Here is a 16,729-nt window from a genome sequence, read left to right as displayed (position 1 = left end):
TTAAAATTAAGAATTTTTATGTATATATATTTAAAAAATACAGGTTTAGTCCTGTCTTTATGCATGGTTGTGAGTTTTTCAGCTGCCAGTTATGGCAAAGAGAAAAATATTTCATGGCTAGATAGTCAAATAAATAAAGATCCCGAAGTTATAGCAGCGAAAGAGTTACTCAATGCAAGTAGTCATAGAGCCAAAGGTTTAACTCAAGCCGTTTATAACCCAGAGCTAGAAGCTAGTTATGAAAAAGAAGGTGATTTTGATAATTACTCCATTGGTATCAGCCAAACGATAGATTTTTGGGATAAGCAATCAGCAAATAAAAGCATTGGTGAAATTGATGTCTATGTAAACCAGCAACAATTGTTATCTTTACTCGATTCTAAAAAGGCTAACGCTTTAACTGCATTAGTTAATTGGCAAGCAGCAAAAGAAGCTGCTCAGTTACTTTCAGAAAGAGAAGAGCAATTGCAAACGCTCTTTGGCATTGTTGAAGATAAGCGAAAAGCCGGACTTTTAGAGCCACTTGACGCTGAATTGGTCTATTTAAACTTGTCCCAAATTTTCAGTGAAATATCTGAGTCTCAAATTGCTTTGAAAAATGCAGAGGTAAAGGTTCAGGAGTTATTGCCTGATTGGACGCCTAATACTACAAATTTGTTTTCATTTACTTTTGGGGCAACAAGCTATTCATTTAACTCCCAGTGGGTTGAGGATCATCCAAAAGTTAAACTCGCTAGAGCGCAATGGAAGGGGCAACAATCTAAGGCTCAGCTAACCACTATGGAATCTAAAGCTAATCCAACCATTGGCGTTAGCGCAGGGAAAAGTGGAGATGAAGACTTGGTTGGTGTGACTTTATCAATTCCTTTAAACATCAGGAATAACTATTCAGATACGGTTAAAGCCGCTTATTCAGAAGCAATTGCAGCCGAGGCGAACTTTCGGTCGGTATATCGAAAGCAGTCTTTTGAAGCAAAAGCTAAATATGAATCGCTTAATATCAGTAAAAAATACTATGAGCAATGGCGAAAACTCACACAAGGCAGATTAGATAGCAGTGCGAATTTATTAAATAAGCGCTGGGAAGCTGGTGACATTAATACGTCTGACTACCTACTTGCATTAAATCAACGCGCGGAAGGGCTTCATGCAGGAATACGTTTGGAAAATCAATTCAAGCTTGCAGAAATATCCTTCGTTTTAAGTATGGGTCAGTTATCAAAATTTGAGATTTGAACGCTTTATTTTTTCAGTAGCGAAAAACGAAATCTTAAATTTATCAAAAATATAGGTTAAAAAAATGAATACAATATTTAGTAAAAAATTATTAGCCGTAGTAATTAGCAGCCTGTTAGTTGGGTTTACTACAAATCATGACGCTTTTGCACAGTCGTCAGATGGAACTGGTTCTGTCACAAACGTTTCGAAACAAGAAGAAAAAGAACATCAAGATGAGCATGAACACGAAAAGGGACATGAAGAAGATAAAGGTGACCATGACGAGCACGGCCATGAAGGTGGTAATAAAGAGGGAGAAGAAGAACATGAAGAAGGTATCACTATTGATCCAAAGAAGATGTCGCTTGCTAACATTAAAGTGGAAAGTGTTAAGCCTGAATATCAATTTAGCTCCGTATATGCACCTGGCGAAATAAAAGCTAATGGCTATAAAAGTTATGTGGTATCACCACGTACAGAGTCAGTCATTATCAGTCGCCATGCAGCGCTTGGCGAGTATGTAGAAATAGGTCAGAAGTTAGTTACATTATTTAGTGAAGCAATGGCACAAGCACAAGCTGACTATTTAATCGCTTCAACCGAATGGCAACGTGTAAAAAAGCTGGGTAATAAGACGGTGAGTGAAAGTCGATTATTACAAGCTGAAACAACATACAATGCGAGCTATGGCAAGCTCATTGCTTTAGGGTTAACTGAAAAAGCAATAAATGGTATTTCTAACAAAGACATTAAAGCATTTGGACAATATGCATTAACGGCGCACCGTGAAGGTGTCGTGCTTCAAGACGACTTTATCCAAGGGCAACGTGTTGATGCTGGGGATTCAGTAATGTTGTTAGCAGATGAAAAACAACTATGGGTTGAAGCAAAAGTTTCTCCAAATAAAAAGCTGAATTTATCAATTGATTCTCCTGCGGTACTTAAATTAGAAGGCCAGAGTTACAATGCCAAAGTTATCCAAGAAGCCCATACAATTGACCCTATTACTCGTACTCGAATTATTAGGTTAGGAGTAGATAATTCGGATGATAATCTTCATTCAGGCATGTTTGTAAAAGTTTACTTTCAGTTTGCCACAAAGCAGAAAGTGATGGCTGTGCCAGAAGAAGCATTGATCCGCAGCGCAGATGGTGATTGGACAGTATTTGTCGAAGACCACCCTGGAGAATTTAAAGCTGTAGAAATAGAACTAGGCCGAGCCTTAGGTGGTTTTAGAGAAATCATTGGCCTTGATAGTGGAACGCGAATTGTAACTAAAGGCGCATTTTTTGTTGCGTCTGAAATCGCTAAAGGCGGATTTGATCCGCACAACCACTAGGGAGCAAGACTATGTTTAATAAAATAATAGATTGGTCTGTTAATAATAGACTCCTGATTTTGATTGCGCTGTTTGCCACTATGGTTGGTGCAGTTATGGTGATCCCAAAATTAAATTTGGATGCCTTTCCTGATGTTACTAATGTTCAAGTTGCTGTAAATACTGAAGCGCCAGGACTGGCTGCTGAAGAAGTTGAACAACTCATTACGTACCCCATTGAAGCGGTAATGTATGCCCTACCTGATGTAGAACAAGTGCGCTCAATTTCTAAAACAGGCTTGTCTGGCGTTACGGTTGTTTTCAAAGAAGGCACCGACATTTACTTTGCAAGACAACTCGTATTTGAGCGTCTTCAAGCCGCAAAAGAACTGATACCAGAAGGTGTCGGCACACCCGAAATGGGACCAAACACCTCTGGGCTGGGCCAAGTATTTCAGTATCTTCTTATTTCAGATAAAGGTGCAGGTTATGATGCTATGGCACTCAGGAGTCTCAATGATTGGGTAGTAAAATTACTCGTTATGCCTGTCGATGGTGTTACTGATGTACTCTCCTTTGGTGGTAATGTTAGGCAATACCAAGTCAATGTCGATCCATCTAAGCTCTTAGCATATGAACTAACGCAAGAAGACGTTGTTGGTGCCCTAGATAACAACAATGCGAATGTTGGCGGATGGTACATGAACCGTGGGCAAGAGCAGCTTGTGATTAGAGGCACAGGCTGGTTTGAGAGTGGTGAGGCTGGCATCAGTAATATCAAACAAGTTCCCGTTAAAACAGTAGATGGTACGGTTGTTACGGTTTCAGATATTGCTAAAGTTGAAATGGGCAGTGAAATTCGTCAAGGTGCTGTCACCATGACGCGCAAAACCGAAGACGGTAAAGTCGAAAATTTAGGCGAAGTTGTCTCTGGCATTGTCTTAAAACGCATGGGTTCAAATACTAAAGCCACCATTGATGGTATCAATGCAAGAATTCCATTAATTAATCAAGCATTGCCAAAAGGTGTTCGCTTTGAGCCTTTTTATGATCAGGCTGATTTGATTGAAAAAGCGGTAAATACAGTGGTTGATGCACTATTACTAGCATTTATTTTCATCTGTATTGTATTAGCACTATTTTTAATGAATTTACGTGCAACCTTCCTTGTCCTAATATCTATTCCAATTTCAATTGGTATCGCGTTAATGATCATGGCTTGGTGGGGCATTTCTGCAAACCTTATGTCACTGGGTGGCATAGCGGTCGCTATTGGTATGCTTGTAGATGGCTCAGTGGTTATGGTTGAAAATATGTTTAAACATTTAAATAGACCTGACGCGACACATTCGAAATCGGTAAAGGAACGTGTTCCAACTTCTGACGCAGATCCGCACGATGTAGAACACGATGAGCACGGCATTAAATTACGTCTGCAAAATGCAGGTAAAGAAGTGGCTCGTCCCGTCTTTTTTGCTGCCTCGATTATTTTAGTCGTATTTGCGCCATTGTTCAGCTTTGAAGGGGTTGAAGCAAAGTTATTCCAACCTATGGCAATAAGCATCATCTTAGCCGTTGTATCTGCGATTGTGGTTGCGTTGTTTATCGTACCTGCACTGGCAACTTATTTATTTAAGTCAGGTGTAAAAGAGAGGGAAAGCTTTGTTCTTAGGCCATTAGACAAACTCTACAGAAAAGGGCTTACATTCGCACTAAAACGCACCAAGTTAGTCATTTCAGCCGCACTTATATTAGTTTTCTCTGCCTTTGCATTAGTTCCATTAATTGGTACTGAATTTGTACCTGAGTTAGAAGAAGGGACGATAAACTTAAGAGCAACGCTGGCACCTTCTTCCAGTTTAGATACCGCGCTCACTGTGGCACCAATTCTAGAAGAAAAACTAATGGCTTTTCCTGAAGTAACCTATGCATTAAGCCGAATTGGTCGAGCCGAAATAGGTGGAGATCCAGAGCCTGTGAATAACATAGAAATTTACATAGGGTTGAAGCCTGTTTCTGAGTGGACCAGTGCATCTAATCGATATGAACTTCAAGGGAAAATGGAGAGATCTTTAGAGGAGTTTCCTGGCTTACTACTAAACTTTTCTCAACCTATTGCGACTCGTGTTGATGAGTTACTATCTGGCGTAAAAGCTCAGTTGGCGATAAAGTTATTTGGCCCTGAGTTAGACGTTTTAGCAGCTAAAGGACAAGAGATCGAAGCGGCTATAAAGAGTGTTGATGGTGCAAGAGATGTTGCTCTTGAGCAAATTGCAGGTGAAGCGCAACTTGTCGTAAAACCTAATAGGCAAGAGCTATCGCGCTTTGGACTTTCAGTTGTTGATATAATGGAAGTTGTGCGAGATGGTATTGGAGGGGTTGAAGCTGGACAAATAATCAATGGTAATGAACGTTATGATATTTACGTTCGCATAGAGGAAGAGTACCGAAGTAACAAAGAAGCTATTGCTGATATTCGGCTTCAATCACCTACTGGTGCTTGGGTGCGACTGGGTGACGTAGCCTCAGTCTCATTTGAATCAGGTCCTCCTCAAGTAAGGCGCGATGATGTTCAAAGGCGTGTCGTTATTCAAGCAAACGTTCAGAATAGAGATATGGGTAGTGTAGTAGCCGACATCAGAAAAGTTATTGCTGAGAAAGTTGACCTACCTTCAGGCTACTCGGTAGCAATAGGTGGACAATTCGAAAGCCAACAGCGTGCTCAAAAAAGACTAGCTATCGTTGTACCTTTATCTTTAGCGCTAATTGCATTGTTACTTTACTTTGCTTTTAGCTCCCTTGGTCAAGCTATGCTGATTTTAGTTAATGTGCCACTTGCCGTTATTGGTGGCGTATTTTCTTTGTACATATCAGGACAATATCTATCCGTACCAAGCTCCGTTGGCTTTATTACCTTATTTGGTGTAGCGGTATTGAATGGGGTCGTTATGGTAGAAAGTATCAACCAACGTATTAAAGACGGTCTAGAAGCATCTAAAGCCGTTTTTGAAGGCGCTACTTCAAGATTAAGACCTGTACTTATGACTGCTATAACATCAGCTTTAGGTTTGATACCGATGTTAATGTCTAATGGTGTTGGTGCAGAAATACAGCGCCCATTAGCGAGTGTTATTGTTGGCGGCTTGGTAACAGCAACACTGTTAACATTATTTGTTTTACCTGTTTTATATCGCTGGTTTTCAGAGAAAAAAATAAAAGAGCTATCCAGATAAAATGACTGTGAACTCTAACCCCACGCTAAAGTCACGTTTAGCGTGGGGTTATTGAGTAGATGAACGAAAAGAAAGATTAGATTTAACAATAAACTAATAGTCATGACTGCTTTGTCGGAATATTTGTCGTTAAACAGGCCAAAGCTAACTTCCGCTTTCGTATCTTTGCAGTCTTAATCTTTATGTGTCTCAAGGTCGGCTTATGGCACAGAGCCGTCCTTCGGCTCTAACTCATTTATGTCCATCGACGATTTATCAATATAACTCACCTTTGCCCCAAAACGTGTTGAGGCGAATGCCTCAAAAGAGCGAAAACCAGTCATTGTAGTTCGAGCAATTTTACTTCGTATTGATATACTAATGTCATGATTAAAGTTGATTTTATGGTTGGACGATGAAAACAATAGGCAAGTTGGCTAAAGAACTTGATATAGGCGTAGAAACTATACGGTTTTATGAGCGGGAAGGCTTGATAAAACAGCCTCAAAAACCTCAAAATGGTTATCGTGTCTATGACGACTCAATCACCAAACAATTACAATTCATCTGTAAGGCCAAAGCACTTGGCTTTACTCTAAAAGAAGTGGCTTCATTGATGTCAATGGATGGCGATTGTGCCAAAGTAGAATCCCTAGGCTTGCTGAAATTGAACGTAATTCAAAATAAGATAGCTGACCTTCAACGCTTAGAAGTCGTCATAAAAGAAATGACTAATTCATGCCGCAACAATAACGATCAATCCCACTGCCCAATAATCGATTCGCTAAAATAGTATTGACTCCGTACCTACCTACGGAGTTCATACTCAAATCATTCAAATAATGTTAGACGTTAAAAATGATTAATAAGATTTTAGATAAAGTTAGCTCAGGTGGTGTTTGGCTTGCGGCTCTTAGTTGTACGGGGTGCTTCCCCGCACTCGGCTCGTTAGCATCAGCATTAGGATTAGGCTTTCTCTCTCACTTTGAGGGAATTGCTGTAAATACCTTGTTACCTATATTTGCAACTCTGGCATTGTTGGTAAATTTGTATAACTGGTATAAAAACCAAAATCATGCGAGAGGTATTCTTGGGGTTATTGGCCCTATAGCGGTTTTGTTAACCCTCTATCCACTATGGCAATACGAATGGAGCACTTATTTGTTTTATGTAGGTATTTGTTTGATGATTGTAATGTCCGTATTAGACATTGTTAAACCTTTGAAGGAGCAAACATGCAAAGTATAGAGTTAAATTCTACCATTACTTGCCCTGAGTGTGGCTTCAGTAAAACTGAAGAAATGCCAACCAACGCTTGCCAGTGGTATTATGAATGTGAATCTTGCAAAGTTCTCCTAAAGCCTTTGAAAGGCGATTGTTGCGTATATTGCTCTTATGGAACAGTGAAATGCCCGCCAATTCAAGAAGGTCAAAGTTGTTGCGATAGCTAAATGACAGTCTATTAATGGCAATGAGAAGGCATAAAAAGAAATAGTGAAATGTCAGCAATCGTATCATTGCAGCCTTTATCACTAAGTCACTCAAGGGCTGCTTTTGGCACAAACCAGAAATAGCTTCCAATGAATTCTGTATTTAAATTTTAGTTTTAAGCTGGGCTCTAATTAATAAATCATAATCTAATTGCAACACCTTGCTTAAATTCAAATTATTCTTAAGTTAACGCAAATTTTCAATTTAACTGGTGCTGGCCTAATAAAGGCTCATATGAGAACCAAATAGCCAACTTATTAAATGGAAACTAAAAAATGTGGCTGTTAAAAGGTTTATACTAACTAAAAAGTAACTACTCTTAGCTATGACTCAGTTTTCTCTTTATAGTCACACAAATCCTCGATTATACAGCTTCCACATTTTGGTTTTCTCGCTGTACACGTATAGCGCCCATGTAAAATAAACCAATGATGGAGGTTAAACATAAACTCTTTTTTATTTGGCGTATTTTTAATTATGGCCTGTTCTGTCTGCTCAACAGTTTTACCTTTAGCGTAACCCGAACGGTTTGCAAGACGTTGGATGTGAGTATCTACTGCTAAAAAGTATCTACCTTCATTATCCTTTAGCCAGCCAAAGGCTGTGTTGAGTACAACGTTTGCTGTTTTTCGACCAACACCGGGTAGGGCCTCTAGCGCTTCTCGGTTTTCAGGTACGATGCTGTTATGTTGATCAACCAGTATTTGGCACATTTTATAAACATTGGCAGCTTTTGAATTAAATAGACCAATGGTTTTTATGTAATCGCGAAGTGTATCATGGCCAATATCTAATATAGCTTGTGGTGTATTTGCTACAGGGAATAGTTTTCGGGTGGCTTTGTTAACACCAACATCGGTAGCTTGTGCTGAAAGTGTAACAGCAACAAGCAACTCAAACGGACTTGAGTATTCAAGTTCTGTTTCTGGGTTTGGGTTGTTATCGCGTAAGCGTGTAAGTATTTGATAGCGTTTTTCTTTATTCATATAACTTAAACGTACTTACTATTGAAAGTAGTACGTTTCCCCTTAAGTTAAGCTGGTAACACGTGCACGAGGGCCTTTTTCGGCTTCTGGTGGTGCAGTTTGTTTTGATTTTATTTGTGCATCAATCATATTTTTAGCGGCTATGAGTAACCCAAGCCCCAAAAATGCGCCAGGTGGTAAAATAGCAAGCAAAAACTGATTGTCAAAGTTAAACACTTCAATGCGTAAGCTTTGTGCCCAAGGGCCAAGTAATAAATCGGCGCTGTCGAATAACGTACCTTGGCCTATAAGTTCTCGCATCGCACCCAGTACAACGAGTACAAGCATAAATCCAAGTCCCATCATTAATCCGTCAAAGGCAGATAAATGAATTGGATTTTTTGAGGCGTACGCTTCGGCGCGGCCTATAATTGCGCAGTTAGTTACAATTAGTGGAATAAATATGCCCAGCGATTGATAAAGCCCAAATGTGTAGGCGTTCATCAGTAACTGAACGATGGTTACAAAGCCTGCAATGATCATGACAAAAACAGGGATACGAATATCTTTTGGTACCCAGTTTCTTACAATTGATACGCTAACATTAGATCCAATTAATACCAGAAGTGTTGCAAGCCCCAAGCCTAGTGCGTTGGTAACCGTTGACGTTACAGCAAGCAACGGGCAAAGCCCTAAAAGTTGTACAAGCGCAGGGTTGTTTACCCACATTCCATCTTTATACAGTGTTTTTAATTCACTCATTGCGTTACCTCTTCACACCGACTACTTGGGGTTGTAAAAATAGTATCAAACTCATTTTGCGCAAATAATACGGCGTTTTTAACTGAATTTACAACTGCACGAGGTGTAATAGTTGCTCCAGTGAATTGATCAAATTGGCCGCCGTCTTTTTTTACAGCCCAGCGGTTATCGTCTTCACTGTGCACCGTTAAGCCTTTAAATGTGGTGATCCATGATGACTTTTTAACTTCTATTTTATCGCCTAATCCCGGTGTTTCTTCGTGTTTAGTCGTACGCACACCTGCTATGGTTCCATCGCGTAATATGGCGGTTAACAGCTTTATATCACCGCTATATCCGTTTGGTGTTACATGCCTAACAACGAGGGCGACGGGTTGGTTATTTTTTCGTGCTCGGTAAATAACTTGCGTATTGTATGGCCCTAGCCGCTCATCCGTAATAACGATACAGTCTTTGGATAAGTCATTGTCGTAGGTAGTTGGATCAAGTACTTCGTGCAATTGTGATGTGAGATATAGTTGCTCTTGCTCTGCAATTTTATCAGCTGTTAATGCATCAATAGTTGCCACTAGCCCGGTAGTTACCAGGGCAAAGGCGGTTAAAATAGCGCCATTTTTTGCCATAGATGAAACAATCATTTTACCGCTCCATGGCCATAAGTACGTGGCTGTGTGTAATAGTCAATAAGGGGTACGGCAATATTTAGCAGAAGTACTGCAAAGGCAACCGCATCAGGGAAACCGCCAAATGTACGAATTAAATAAACAAATAACCCAATTAGTGCGCCGTAAATCAAGCGACCTTTATTTGTGGTTGAGGCCGACACGGGGTCTGTTGCAATAAAAAAGGCACCCATCATAGTTGCGCCACTTAATAAGTGAAATACCGTACCCGGCTCTGTGCCAGGCGCTGCTATGTAACCAATTGCACTGCATAAAGCTAAGCTGCCAATAAAACTGACAGGAATATGCCAGTTAATTACTTTTTCTTTTAGTAAATACAAGCCGCCAGCTAAAAAGCCAAGGTTAACCCACATCCAACCTTGGCCTGCCCATTCGTTAAAAATAGGCTTTTGCATGCTTTCGCTCACTGTTAAACCATGAGCTACATCTGTTTTAATCATGTCTAGGGGCGTTGCCATTGTAGTGCCATCTATACCAGCACGTACTTGGTCTAAACTGTAACCAATAGAGGTAAAGTCCGTGAATATAAGACGTAGTTGTTCTGTAAAGCCTATGGGATTATTGGCTAGATCTGTTACAGGTAACCACGCTGTCATTTGCACAGGAAACGACACGAGGAGTAAAACATAAGCTGCCATTGCTGGGTTAAATAAGTTAAACCCAAGACCACCATAAAGTTGCTTAACAATAACAATGGAAAATAAACAACCAATAATTACAATCCACCAAGGTGCTAATGGCGGTATGCTTAGGGCTAATAAAACGGCGGTTAACCATGCACTACCATCACTGAGTGCTGGCCATACTGCTCGCTTACGTATCAGCATTACTGCAGCTTCAAAAACAGTGACTGCCACTAAAGCGAGTACAAGCTGAATAAGTACGCCGCTACCAAAAAAAAGTATTTGGGCAACAAGTCCAGGAATACACGCAGCAATAACGGTTAGCATTAACCGAGTAACCGATTTATGGCTATGATTATGCGGCGAACTGGCCATGGTTAATTTCATGACTGATCATTTCCTTCTTTTTGTAACTTTTTTGCTTTGGCACGAGCAACGGCGGCGGCAATAGCGGCTTTTTTCTTATCTTCACTTGTTTGTGCTGGTTGCTCTTCTGTTTCGTTGTGCGTTTCAGCGGCTTTTGCAGCCTTTTTAGCTTTAGCACGAGCAATGGCAGCGGCTACAGCCGCTTTTTTGTCATCAACCGGTGTGTCAGTATTTGCATGCTTTTCAGGTTCGTTTTGCGTCTCTGCGGCTTTTGCAGCCTTTTTAGCTTTAGCACGGGCAATGGCGGCGGCTACTGCCGCTTTTTTGTCATCAACCGGTGCGTCTGTATCGGCATGCTTTTCAGATTCGTTTTGAGTCTCGGTGGTTTTTACAGCCTTTTTAGCTTTAGCACGGGTAATGGCAGCGGCTACAGCCGCTTTTTTGTCATCAACCGGTGCGTCTGCATCTGGGTGCTTTTCAGATTCGTTTTGCGTCTCGGTGGCTTTTACAGCCTTTTTAGCTTTAGCACGGGCAATCGCAGCGGCTACAGCCGCCTTTTTATCATCAACAGGCATGGCTGTTTCAGTATCATTGGTATTAGCTTGTCCATCTTGTGATTGTGCCGCTTTTTTAGCTTTAGCGCGTGCAATCGCGGCGGCGACTGCAGACTTTTTGTCATCAAGGGGCGCTGTATCTTCAGAATGCTCTTTTTGTTCTTTGTATTTGCGAGCTTGCTCTTTACGCAGTGCTCGCTCTTTAGCTACTTCACTATTATCTGGCTCAATCTCTGAGTTTTGACCTTCACGTTTTTTTGCTTTAGCGCGAGCTATGGCCGCAGCGACTGCTGACTTTTCATTGCCATTGCTCGATTTATTTTTAACTCGAGCAAGTGCATCGGCTACTTTTTGCTTTTCATCATCAGACTTAGCTGGTGGCTTACGCTTATGGCGGTTTTTACGCTCTTCTTGCTCACGGTCTAAGCGTTCTTTACGTGCATCGAAACGCTCTTTTGCTCTATCAGCTTTTATTTTTTCAGCTTGTTGTTCTTTTATTTCAACTTTGGCTACGCGGTAGTATTGAACAAGCGGGATCTCACTCGGGCAAACATATGCACAGGCTCCACATTCAATACAATCAAACAAGTTATGCTCTTGGAGTTTGTCGTACTCTTTAGACTTTGCAAACCACTGTAGTTGTTGGGGTAATAACGAAGCTGGGCAGGCGTCTGCGCAGGCACTACAACGTATACAGGCTTTTTCAGGGCCTGGCTCTGCAAGTTCTTTGTGGTCGGGCGCTAAAATACAGTTTGTCGTTTTAATGACACCAATACGCACGGTGGGTAATGTAAAGCCCATCATTGGGCCGCCCATTACAACGCGTTGCTGTGGGACTGGTGAAAAGCCTTGGCAATCGAGCAAGTGTTTTATTTCTGTGCCTAATAAAGCCCATACATTACCCGGTTTGTGTATGGTGTTACCCGTTACGGTCACCACTCGTTCTATAAGTGGCTTGCCTTCGTAAACAGCTTGCTGCACAGCATAAAGTGTACCCGTGTTATGCATAAGTACACCAATATCAGCAGGTATCCCCATACTGGGTACTTCACGGTTAGTTAGCAATTTTATAAGTTGTTTTTCGCCACCTGAGGGGTAAACTGTTGGCACGGTTTGAACAATAATTTTATTGTTATGTTCAGCCGCTTTAGTCATTGCTGCAATAGCTTCTGGCTTATTGTCTTCTATACCCACAATGCAAACTGTTGGATTTAACAGTTGCTGCATTAATTCAACCCCTTGGATAATTTCTGCAGCGTGCTCACGCATGAGCGTGTCGTCGGCGGTTATGTATGGTTCACATTCAACAGCGTTAACAATAAAGAAGTCGATAGATTGTTTAGTATCGGCTTTTATATAAGTAGGAAAACCTGCGCCCCCCATACCACTAATACCCGCTTGATGAATGATATCTACAAGTTCTTGGTGAGTAAGTGATTTTGGCTCGTTTACAGGCTTAAGTGTGCACCATTCGTCTTTACCATCAGGCTCAATAACGATACTCAACTCAGGTAGTGCAGACGGGTGAGCTGAAGGTTTAGGTGCTATTTCTGTAATAATACCCGAGCTAGGAGCATGTACTGGTACAGACCAGTTAGCAACGGGTTCTGTTAATGCTTGGCCTTTAAGTACACGTTGGCCTTTTTCTACAAGTAATTTACCGTTGGCGCCAATGTGTTGCTTTAGCGCAACCACAAGTTTGTCAGGCAGAGGAAGGCGAGCAATATCTGCACCGTTAGAAAGTGATTTTTGCTGTGGTGGATGCACGCCGCCTGGAAATTGCCAAACGGTGCCTTTTTGTATTTGTTCAAGTAACTTATCCACTCAAACCTCTAATCTATTTGGGTAACAGGAATAGCATCTAACTGCCATTTCCAGTTTTGTTTTGTTTCAGCAACCGGCAGCATATCAATACAATCTACAGGGCAGGGCTCAACACATAAATCGCAACCAGTGCATTCGTCGATTAAAACGGTATGCATTTGGCGAGTAGCACCGACAATGGCGTCTACAGGGCATGCTTGAATACATTTTGTGCAGCCAATACATTCATCTTCACGTATGTATGCAACGGTTTTAATTGGTTCGGCTTGCTCTCCGCCGGCCAGTGGCTTTTCATCAACGCCCATTAGGCCAGCAAGCTTTTTCATTGTGGCTTCACCGCCAGGCGGGCACTTATTAATTTCATCGCCGTTAGCGATGGCTTCAGCATAGGGGCGACATCCCGGGTACCCACATTGGCCACATTGTGTTTGTGGTAAAATGGTATCAATTTGCTCTACAATAGGGTTACTTTCTACGCGAAAGCGTATTGCAGCAAAGCCTAAAATTAACCCAAAAACCAGCGCGAGTGAGCCAAGCGCAATTAAGGCATAAAACAAGGTCATATTAAAATTTCACTAATCCGGTAAAACCCATAAACGCCATTGACATCAAACCGGCGGTTATCATAGCAATTGAGGCACCTTTAAAAGGTGTTGGTACATCAGCAGCGGCAAGGCGTTCACGAAGTGCTGCAAATAATACTAGCACCAACGAAAATCCAACAGCAGCGCCAAAACCGTATACAGCTGATTGTAAAAAAGAGTGATCTTCTTTTATATTAAGCAAAGCAACACCTAGTACGGCACAGTTGGTAGTAATAAGTGGTAAAAAAATGCCGAGTAAACGATAAAGGGTAGGGCTGGTTTTACGCACCACCATTTCGGTAAATTGCACCACAACAGCAATCACTAGTATAAAGCTCATGGTGCGTAAAAATTCTATATCCAAAGGGATTAAAATATACTGGTTCACCAAGTAACTAGTTACTGAAGCAAGTGTGAGTACAAAGGTGGTAGCTAAAGACATGCCAATTGCCGTATCAAGTTTCCCCGATACACCCATAAATGGACATAAGCCTAAAAATTGTACTAACACAAAGTTATTAACTAGAACGGTTCCAATCAATAACAATACATATTCAGTCATGCGAGCCTCGCGCTTTTAAAATCCCGTGTATTATCCTTTTTTCTGCCCTGATTAACAACATGTGCAGTGATTATCATTTAAATAATCACTATTAAATTAACCAGCAGCAGTACTGATGTAATAATACGATGATGTAGATGTGTTTTTTGCTCTAACAAGATGACTTTATCGATACTAATTCAAGAGTCATAATGATCACAATAGGCCAATACTGATAAGCAAAATACTTGATCAATTTGAAGGGTTAAACCTAAGGTTAACCGCTTTAAACTTTCAATAGTGAGTTATTACATGAAATGATTTGGCTAAATGTAGGCCAGATTTAATTGCCCCCAAATAGGTCGCTACATCAAGTACGTTAATGTAAGTTATTGCTATAAATAGGGTAGGTGTTAATTAAAGTGGTTACAAAAACAAAAAAGAGCAACGAGTGCTCTCTTTTTAATGAGGGATTAAATATCTTTCGGTTTTTCTATGTAATAGCCTTGTACGCCATCTAAACACAAAGTTTCTATTATGTGTTTTTCTTCTTGGCTCTCTACACCTTCGGCGAATACACTCACCCCAATTCTGTGTGCTAAGTCTACCATTAAACGCATAAAGTATTGATTGTTTTTGTCGTCCTCTAAGCCGCGAGTGTAACTGGCATCCATTTTTATAAAGTCAGGCTTTAGGTCTCGGAAAAATTTGAACGACGTTAAACCAACACCAAATCGCTCAACAGTAATACGTGCACCTACTCGGTGAATCATATCAATAAAGCGCTTACTGGCTTTAATGTTTTGTTGTAAACCAAATTCGCTTACTTCAAAAATGAGTTTAGAGGCTATGTGAGTGTCTTTTAATAGGCGGCGTTCTAACCAAATAACAAATTGGTCGTTATGTGCACTTGAGGCCGTTACATTTAAACCAAAAAACTTTTCAGACAAATTACGGCTTTTTACTTTTTCAAGCGATGAATCAATAATAAGGCGGTCAATTTCAATTGCCATATCGAGTTTTTCGGCCATAGCTAAAAACGACGCTGTAGGAAGCATTTGGTTATCTTCAGTTTTAAACCTCACCTGAATTTCGGCGTACGCCTTAATACTTTTCCCTAGGGGCATTATATTTTGCATGACTAAATGCACACGTTTTGACTCAATAACTTCATTTATTACTTTACGCCAGTTTTGATTACCAAAGCCTGCGCTTACATTATTAACTAAGTCGGTTTCGCGTTGTACATGCCACGCATTAGTTTGTTTAGACTGGGCCATACTCATTGCGTTATCAACCACCGAAAGTAGCTCGCCTAATGGTTTGCCTTTTTCATAACCCACAATGCCAGTATTAGCCACAGAGCTTAGTTCTTGGTTTTGTTGATATTGAGTAAAACGAGACTGTAAGTTTTCACCAAAACGCTCAGCTTCTTTAAGAGGGGTGTGAGGTAAAATAACTGCAAAGTCTGAGCTGTTTAGCCTAAACAATTGGCTGCCTGTATAAGTACCACTTAAGTGTTTAATTATATCAGCAACACCCCTTACGTACTCGTCACCTTTTTGGTAGCCACGGCTTTGGTTAATTGCTTGTAACTCGCTACAGCGCACCATAGCTAACGAACCAAACGTACTTTGCTCGCAATTTTCAATGTGTTTTTCGTAATACTCAACAAACATATTGCGGTTACCTAAAGAGGTAATGACATCTTTGTAGGCTTCTTGTTTTATGCTCATTGCTGCATTTTGTATATCTTGGCTTTTCGACTTTAAAAAATGCGATAACCGATTAAAGCTGGGCACCAAGTCTTTGCCTAATTTTTTAAGGCTAGAGCTATCAAGGGCTGTTTGCAGGTCATTATCAATTTGGTTTTGATTAATATATATATCAATAATATCAGAAACGGTGGTGCTGATATTTTTATTAAGCTGATAAAAAATCGACTTAAGTAAAATAATAGGGATGATCACCAACACGGCAGAAATAAGTATAACTATAAAGAGGGCGGTTTGAACTTGTTCGGCTAACTGTCGGATGTTGAGTGTAAACTCTACTTTGACGTCTGCCGCATCATTTACTGCAAATTGTGGGCGTAAAGAATTAAATTGAGACTGAATAAACTCTGCGAACGCTGGTAGCTCTGACGACGAATTGATACTAAATATTTCAGCGCCTTGGTAATCTCTAAGCGTAAAGTTTGAAAAGGTGTTGCCGTTAGTAATTGACTTTTTTAAGTTTTCAGCAGAAATGTCGTCTATGGAAAGCTCGTTTATATATTTAGTTACAGTAACCTGGGCATCTTTTTGTGCTTCACTAACAGCATTGTCAAAGCCGACCGAAATAAAGTAGCTTCCAGCTGCAACACACAATAACCAAGATATTATTTGTATTAAAATAAGTTTTTTAAATCCAGCCATTTTTTTCAATCTTTTAGGTATTACAGAAGGAAAGGAATCAAGTCCTTGATTATTTGACTAAATACAACATTTAATAGTTTTTAATCAATGTTTTATTTCTAGGGTAGAAGAGTAGTGGAAATAGTAATAAATGTCTATGGAATTCTTAGAATTGGCTCCCCCTCCCCGACT

Annotated in this window: 14 protein-coding genes; 6 read left to right on the top strand and 8 right to left on the bottom strand. The window is 40.5% G+C overall.

Features of this window, described 5'->3' with window-relative positions; translation table 11 throughout:
* Positions 1-18: 18 nt before the first annotated feature.
* From CWB62_RS16770 to CWB62_RS18900, 6 genes are all read left to right on the top strand, one after another.
* Positions 19-1,236, top strand: a complete 1,218-nt coding sequence (locus tag CWB62_RS16770; protein ID WP_138529270.1) for a TolC family protein — start codon at positions 19-21, stop codon at positions 1,234-1,236.
* A 64-nt stretch (positions 1,237-1,300) separates the two neighbouring features.
* On the top strand, positions 1,301-2,557 hold the full coding sequence (locus CWB62_RS16765) for an efflux RND transporter periplasmic adaptor subunit (RefSeq protein WP_138529267.1): 1,257 nt from the start codon (positions 1,301-1,303) through the stop codon (positions 2,555-2,557).
* An 11-nt stretch (positions 2,558-2,568) separates the two neighbouring features.
* Positions 2,569-5,769, top strand: coding sequence for an efflux RND transporter permease subunit (locus CWB62_RS16760; RefSeq protein ID WP_138529265.1), 3,201 nt, complete (start codon positions 2,569-2,571; stop codon positions 5,767-5,769).
* Positions 5,770-6,163: 394 nt separating this feature from the next.
* A complete protein-coding gene (locus CWB62_RS16755) occupies positions 6,164-6,541 on the top strand; it encodes a MerR family transcriptional regulator (RefSeq protein WP_010557530.1) in 378 nt (125 codons plus the stop codon).
* 65 nt (positions 6,542-6,606) lie between these two features.
* Complete coding sequence (gene merC / locus CWB62_RS16750; protein ID WP_024601094.1) at positions 6,607-6,996, top strand: organomercurial transporter MerC; 390 nt, start codon at positions 6,607-6,609, stop codon at positions 6,994-6,996.
* Positions 6,984-7,199 (top strand): GDCCVxC domain-containing (seleno)protein, encoded by a 216-nt coding sequence (locus CWB62_RS18900; RefSeq protein WP_076916053.1) that lies wholly within the window; start codon positions 6,984-6,986, stop codon positions 7,197-7,199. Before merC ends, CWB62_RS18900 begins: the two co-directional genes overlap by 13 nt.
* Positions 7,200-7,562: 363 nt before the next feature.
* Here CWB62_RS18900 and nth read toward each other — a convergent pair whose 3' ends face one another.
* The 8 genes from nth to CWB62_RS16705 all read right to left on the bottom strand — a co-directional run bounded on the left by nth (position 7,563) and on the right by CWB62_RS16705 (position 16,558).
* Positions 7,563-8,225, bottom strand: a complete 663-nt coding sequence (gene nth, locus CWB62_RS16740; protein WP_138529262.1) for an endonuclease III — start codon at positions 8,223-8,225, stop codon at positions 7,563-7,565.
* A gap of 42 nt (positions 8,226-8,267) precedes the next feature.
* A complete protein-coding gene (locus CWB62_RS16735) occupies positions 8,268-8,966 on the bottom strand; it encodes an electron transport complex subunit E (RefSeq protein ID WP_058404130.1) in 699 nt (232 codons plus the stop codon).
* The gene (gene rsxG / locus CWB62_RS16730; RefSeq protein ID WP_058404131.1) at positions 8,963-9,604 is read right to left on the bottom strand and encodes an electron transport complex subunit RsxG; all 642 of its coding nucleotides are present in this window, start codon (positions 9,602-9,604) and stop codon (positions 8,963-8,965) included. The genes CWB62_RS16735 and rsxG overlap by 4 nt, the downstream gene beginning before the upstream one ends.
* A complete protein-coding gene (gene rsxD, locus CWB62_RS16725; protein WP_058404132.1) occupies positions 9,601-10,659 on the bottom strand; it encodes an electron transport complex subunit RsxD in 1,059 nt (352 codons plus the stop codon). The genes rsxG and rsxD overlap by 4 nt, the downstream gene beginning before the upstream one ends.
* Positions 10,656-13,016 carry an electron transport complex subunit RsxC gene (gene rsxC, locus CWB62_RS16720; RefSeq protein WP_138556287.1) on the bottom strand — a complete coding sequence of 787 codons (2,361 nt, stop codon included), beginning with the start codon at positions 13,014-13,016 and terminating at the stop codon, positions 10,656-10,658. The genes rsxD and rsxC overlap by 4 nt, the downstream gene beginning before the upstream one ends.
* A gap of 8 nt (positions 13,017-13,024) precedes the next feature.
* The gene (gene rsxB, locus CWB62_RS16715; RefSeq protein ID WP_006794774.1) at positions 13,025-13,579 is read right to left on the bottom strand and encodes an electron transport complex subunit RsxB; all 555 of its coding nucleotides are present in this window, start codon (positions 13,577-13,579) and stop codon (positions 13,025-13,027) included.
* Between the two features lies 1 nt (position 13,580).
* A complete protein-coding gene (gene rsxA / locus CWB62_RS16710; RefSeq protein ID WP_008134172.1) occupies positions 13,581-14,162 on the bottom strand; it encodes an electron transport complex subunit RsxA in 582 nt (193 codons plus the stop codon).
* A 452-nt stretch (positions 14,163-14,614) separates the two neighbouring features.
* The gene (locus CWB62_RS16705) at positions 14,615-16,558 is read right to left on the bottom strand and encodes an EAL domain-containing protein (RefSeq protein WP_138529258.1); all 1,944 of its coding nucleotides are present in this window, start codon (positions 16,556-16,558) and stop codon (positions 14,615-14,617) included.
* Positions 16,559-16,729 lie beyond the last annotated feature (171 nt).

This window comes from Pseudoalteromonas sp. S408, assembly GCF_005886645.1.
In the GTDB taxonomy this organism is placed as follows: domain Bacteria; phylum Pseudomonadota; class Gammaproteobacteria; order Enterobacterales; family Alteromonadaceae; genus Pseudoalteromonas.
This window is presented reverse-complemented; position numbering and strand designations above follow the sequence as displayed.

Bases quoted from the DNA above. Each gene is read 5' to 3' on its own strand.
- CWB62_RS16755 (WP_010557530.1), top strand. From the start codon at position 6,164: ATGAAAACAATAGGCAAGTTGGCTAAAGAACTTGATATAGGCGTAGAA.
- nth (WP_138529262.1), bottom strand. From the start codon at position 8,225: ATGAATAAAGAAAAACGCTATCAAATACTTACACGCTTACGCGATAAC.
- rsxG (WP_058404131.1), bottom strand. From the start codon at position 9,604: ATGATTGTTTCATCTATGGCAAAAAATGGCGCTATTTTAACCGCCTTT.
- CWB62_RS16770 (WP_138529270.1), top strand. From the start codon at position 19: ATGTATATATATTTAAAAAATACAGGTTTAGTCCTGTCTTTATGCATG.
- CWB62_RS16705 (WP_138529258.1), bottom strand. From the start codon at position 16,558: ATGGCTGGATTTAAAAAACTTATTTTAATACAAATAATATCTTGGTTA.
- rsxB (WP_006794774.1), bottom strand. From the start codon at position 13,579: ATGACCTTGTTTTATGCCTTAATTGCGCTTGGCTCACTCGCGCTGGTT.
- rsxD (WP_058404132.1), bottom strand. From the start codon at position 10,659: ATGAAATTAACCATGGCCAGTTCGCCGCATAATCATAGCCATAAATCG.
- CWB62_RS18900 (WP_076916053.1), top strand. From the start codon at position 6,984: ATGCAAAGTATAGAGTTAAATTCTACCATTACTTGCCCTGAGTGTGGC.
- CWB62_RS16765 (WP_138529267.1), top strand. From the start codon at position 1,301: ATGAATACAATATTTAGTAAAAAATTATTAGCCGTAGTAATTAGCAGC.
- CWB62_RS16735 (WP_058404130.1), bottom strand. From the start codon at position 8,966: ATGAGTGAATTAAAAACACTGTATAAAGATGGAATGTGGGTAAACAAC.
- merC (WP_024601094.1), top strand. From the start codon at position 6,607: ATGATTAATAAGATTTTAGATAAAGTTAGCTCAGGTGGTGTTTGGCTT.
- rsxA (WP_008134172.1), bottom strand. From the start codon at position 14,162: ATGACTGAATATGTATTGTTATTGATTGGAACCGTTCTAGTTAATAAC.
- CWB62_RS16760 (WP_138529265.1), top strand. From the start codon at position 2,569: ATGTTTAATAAAATAATAGATTGGTCTGTTAATAATAGACTCCTGATT.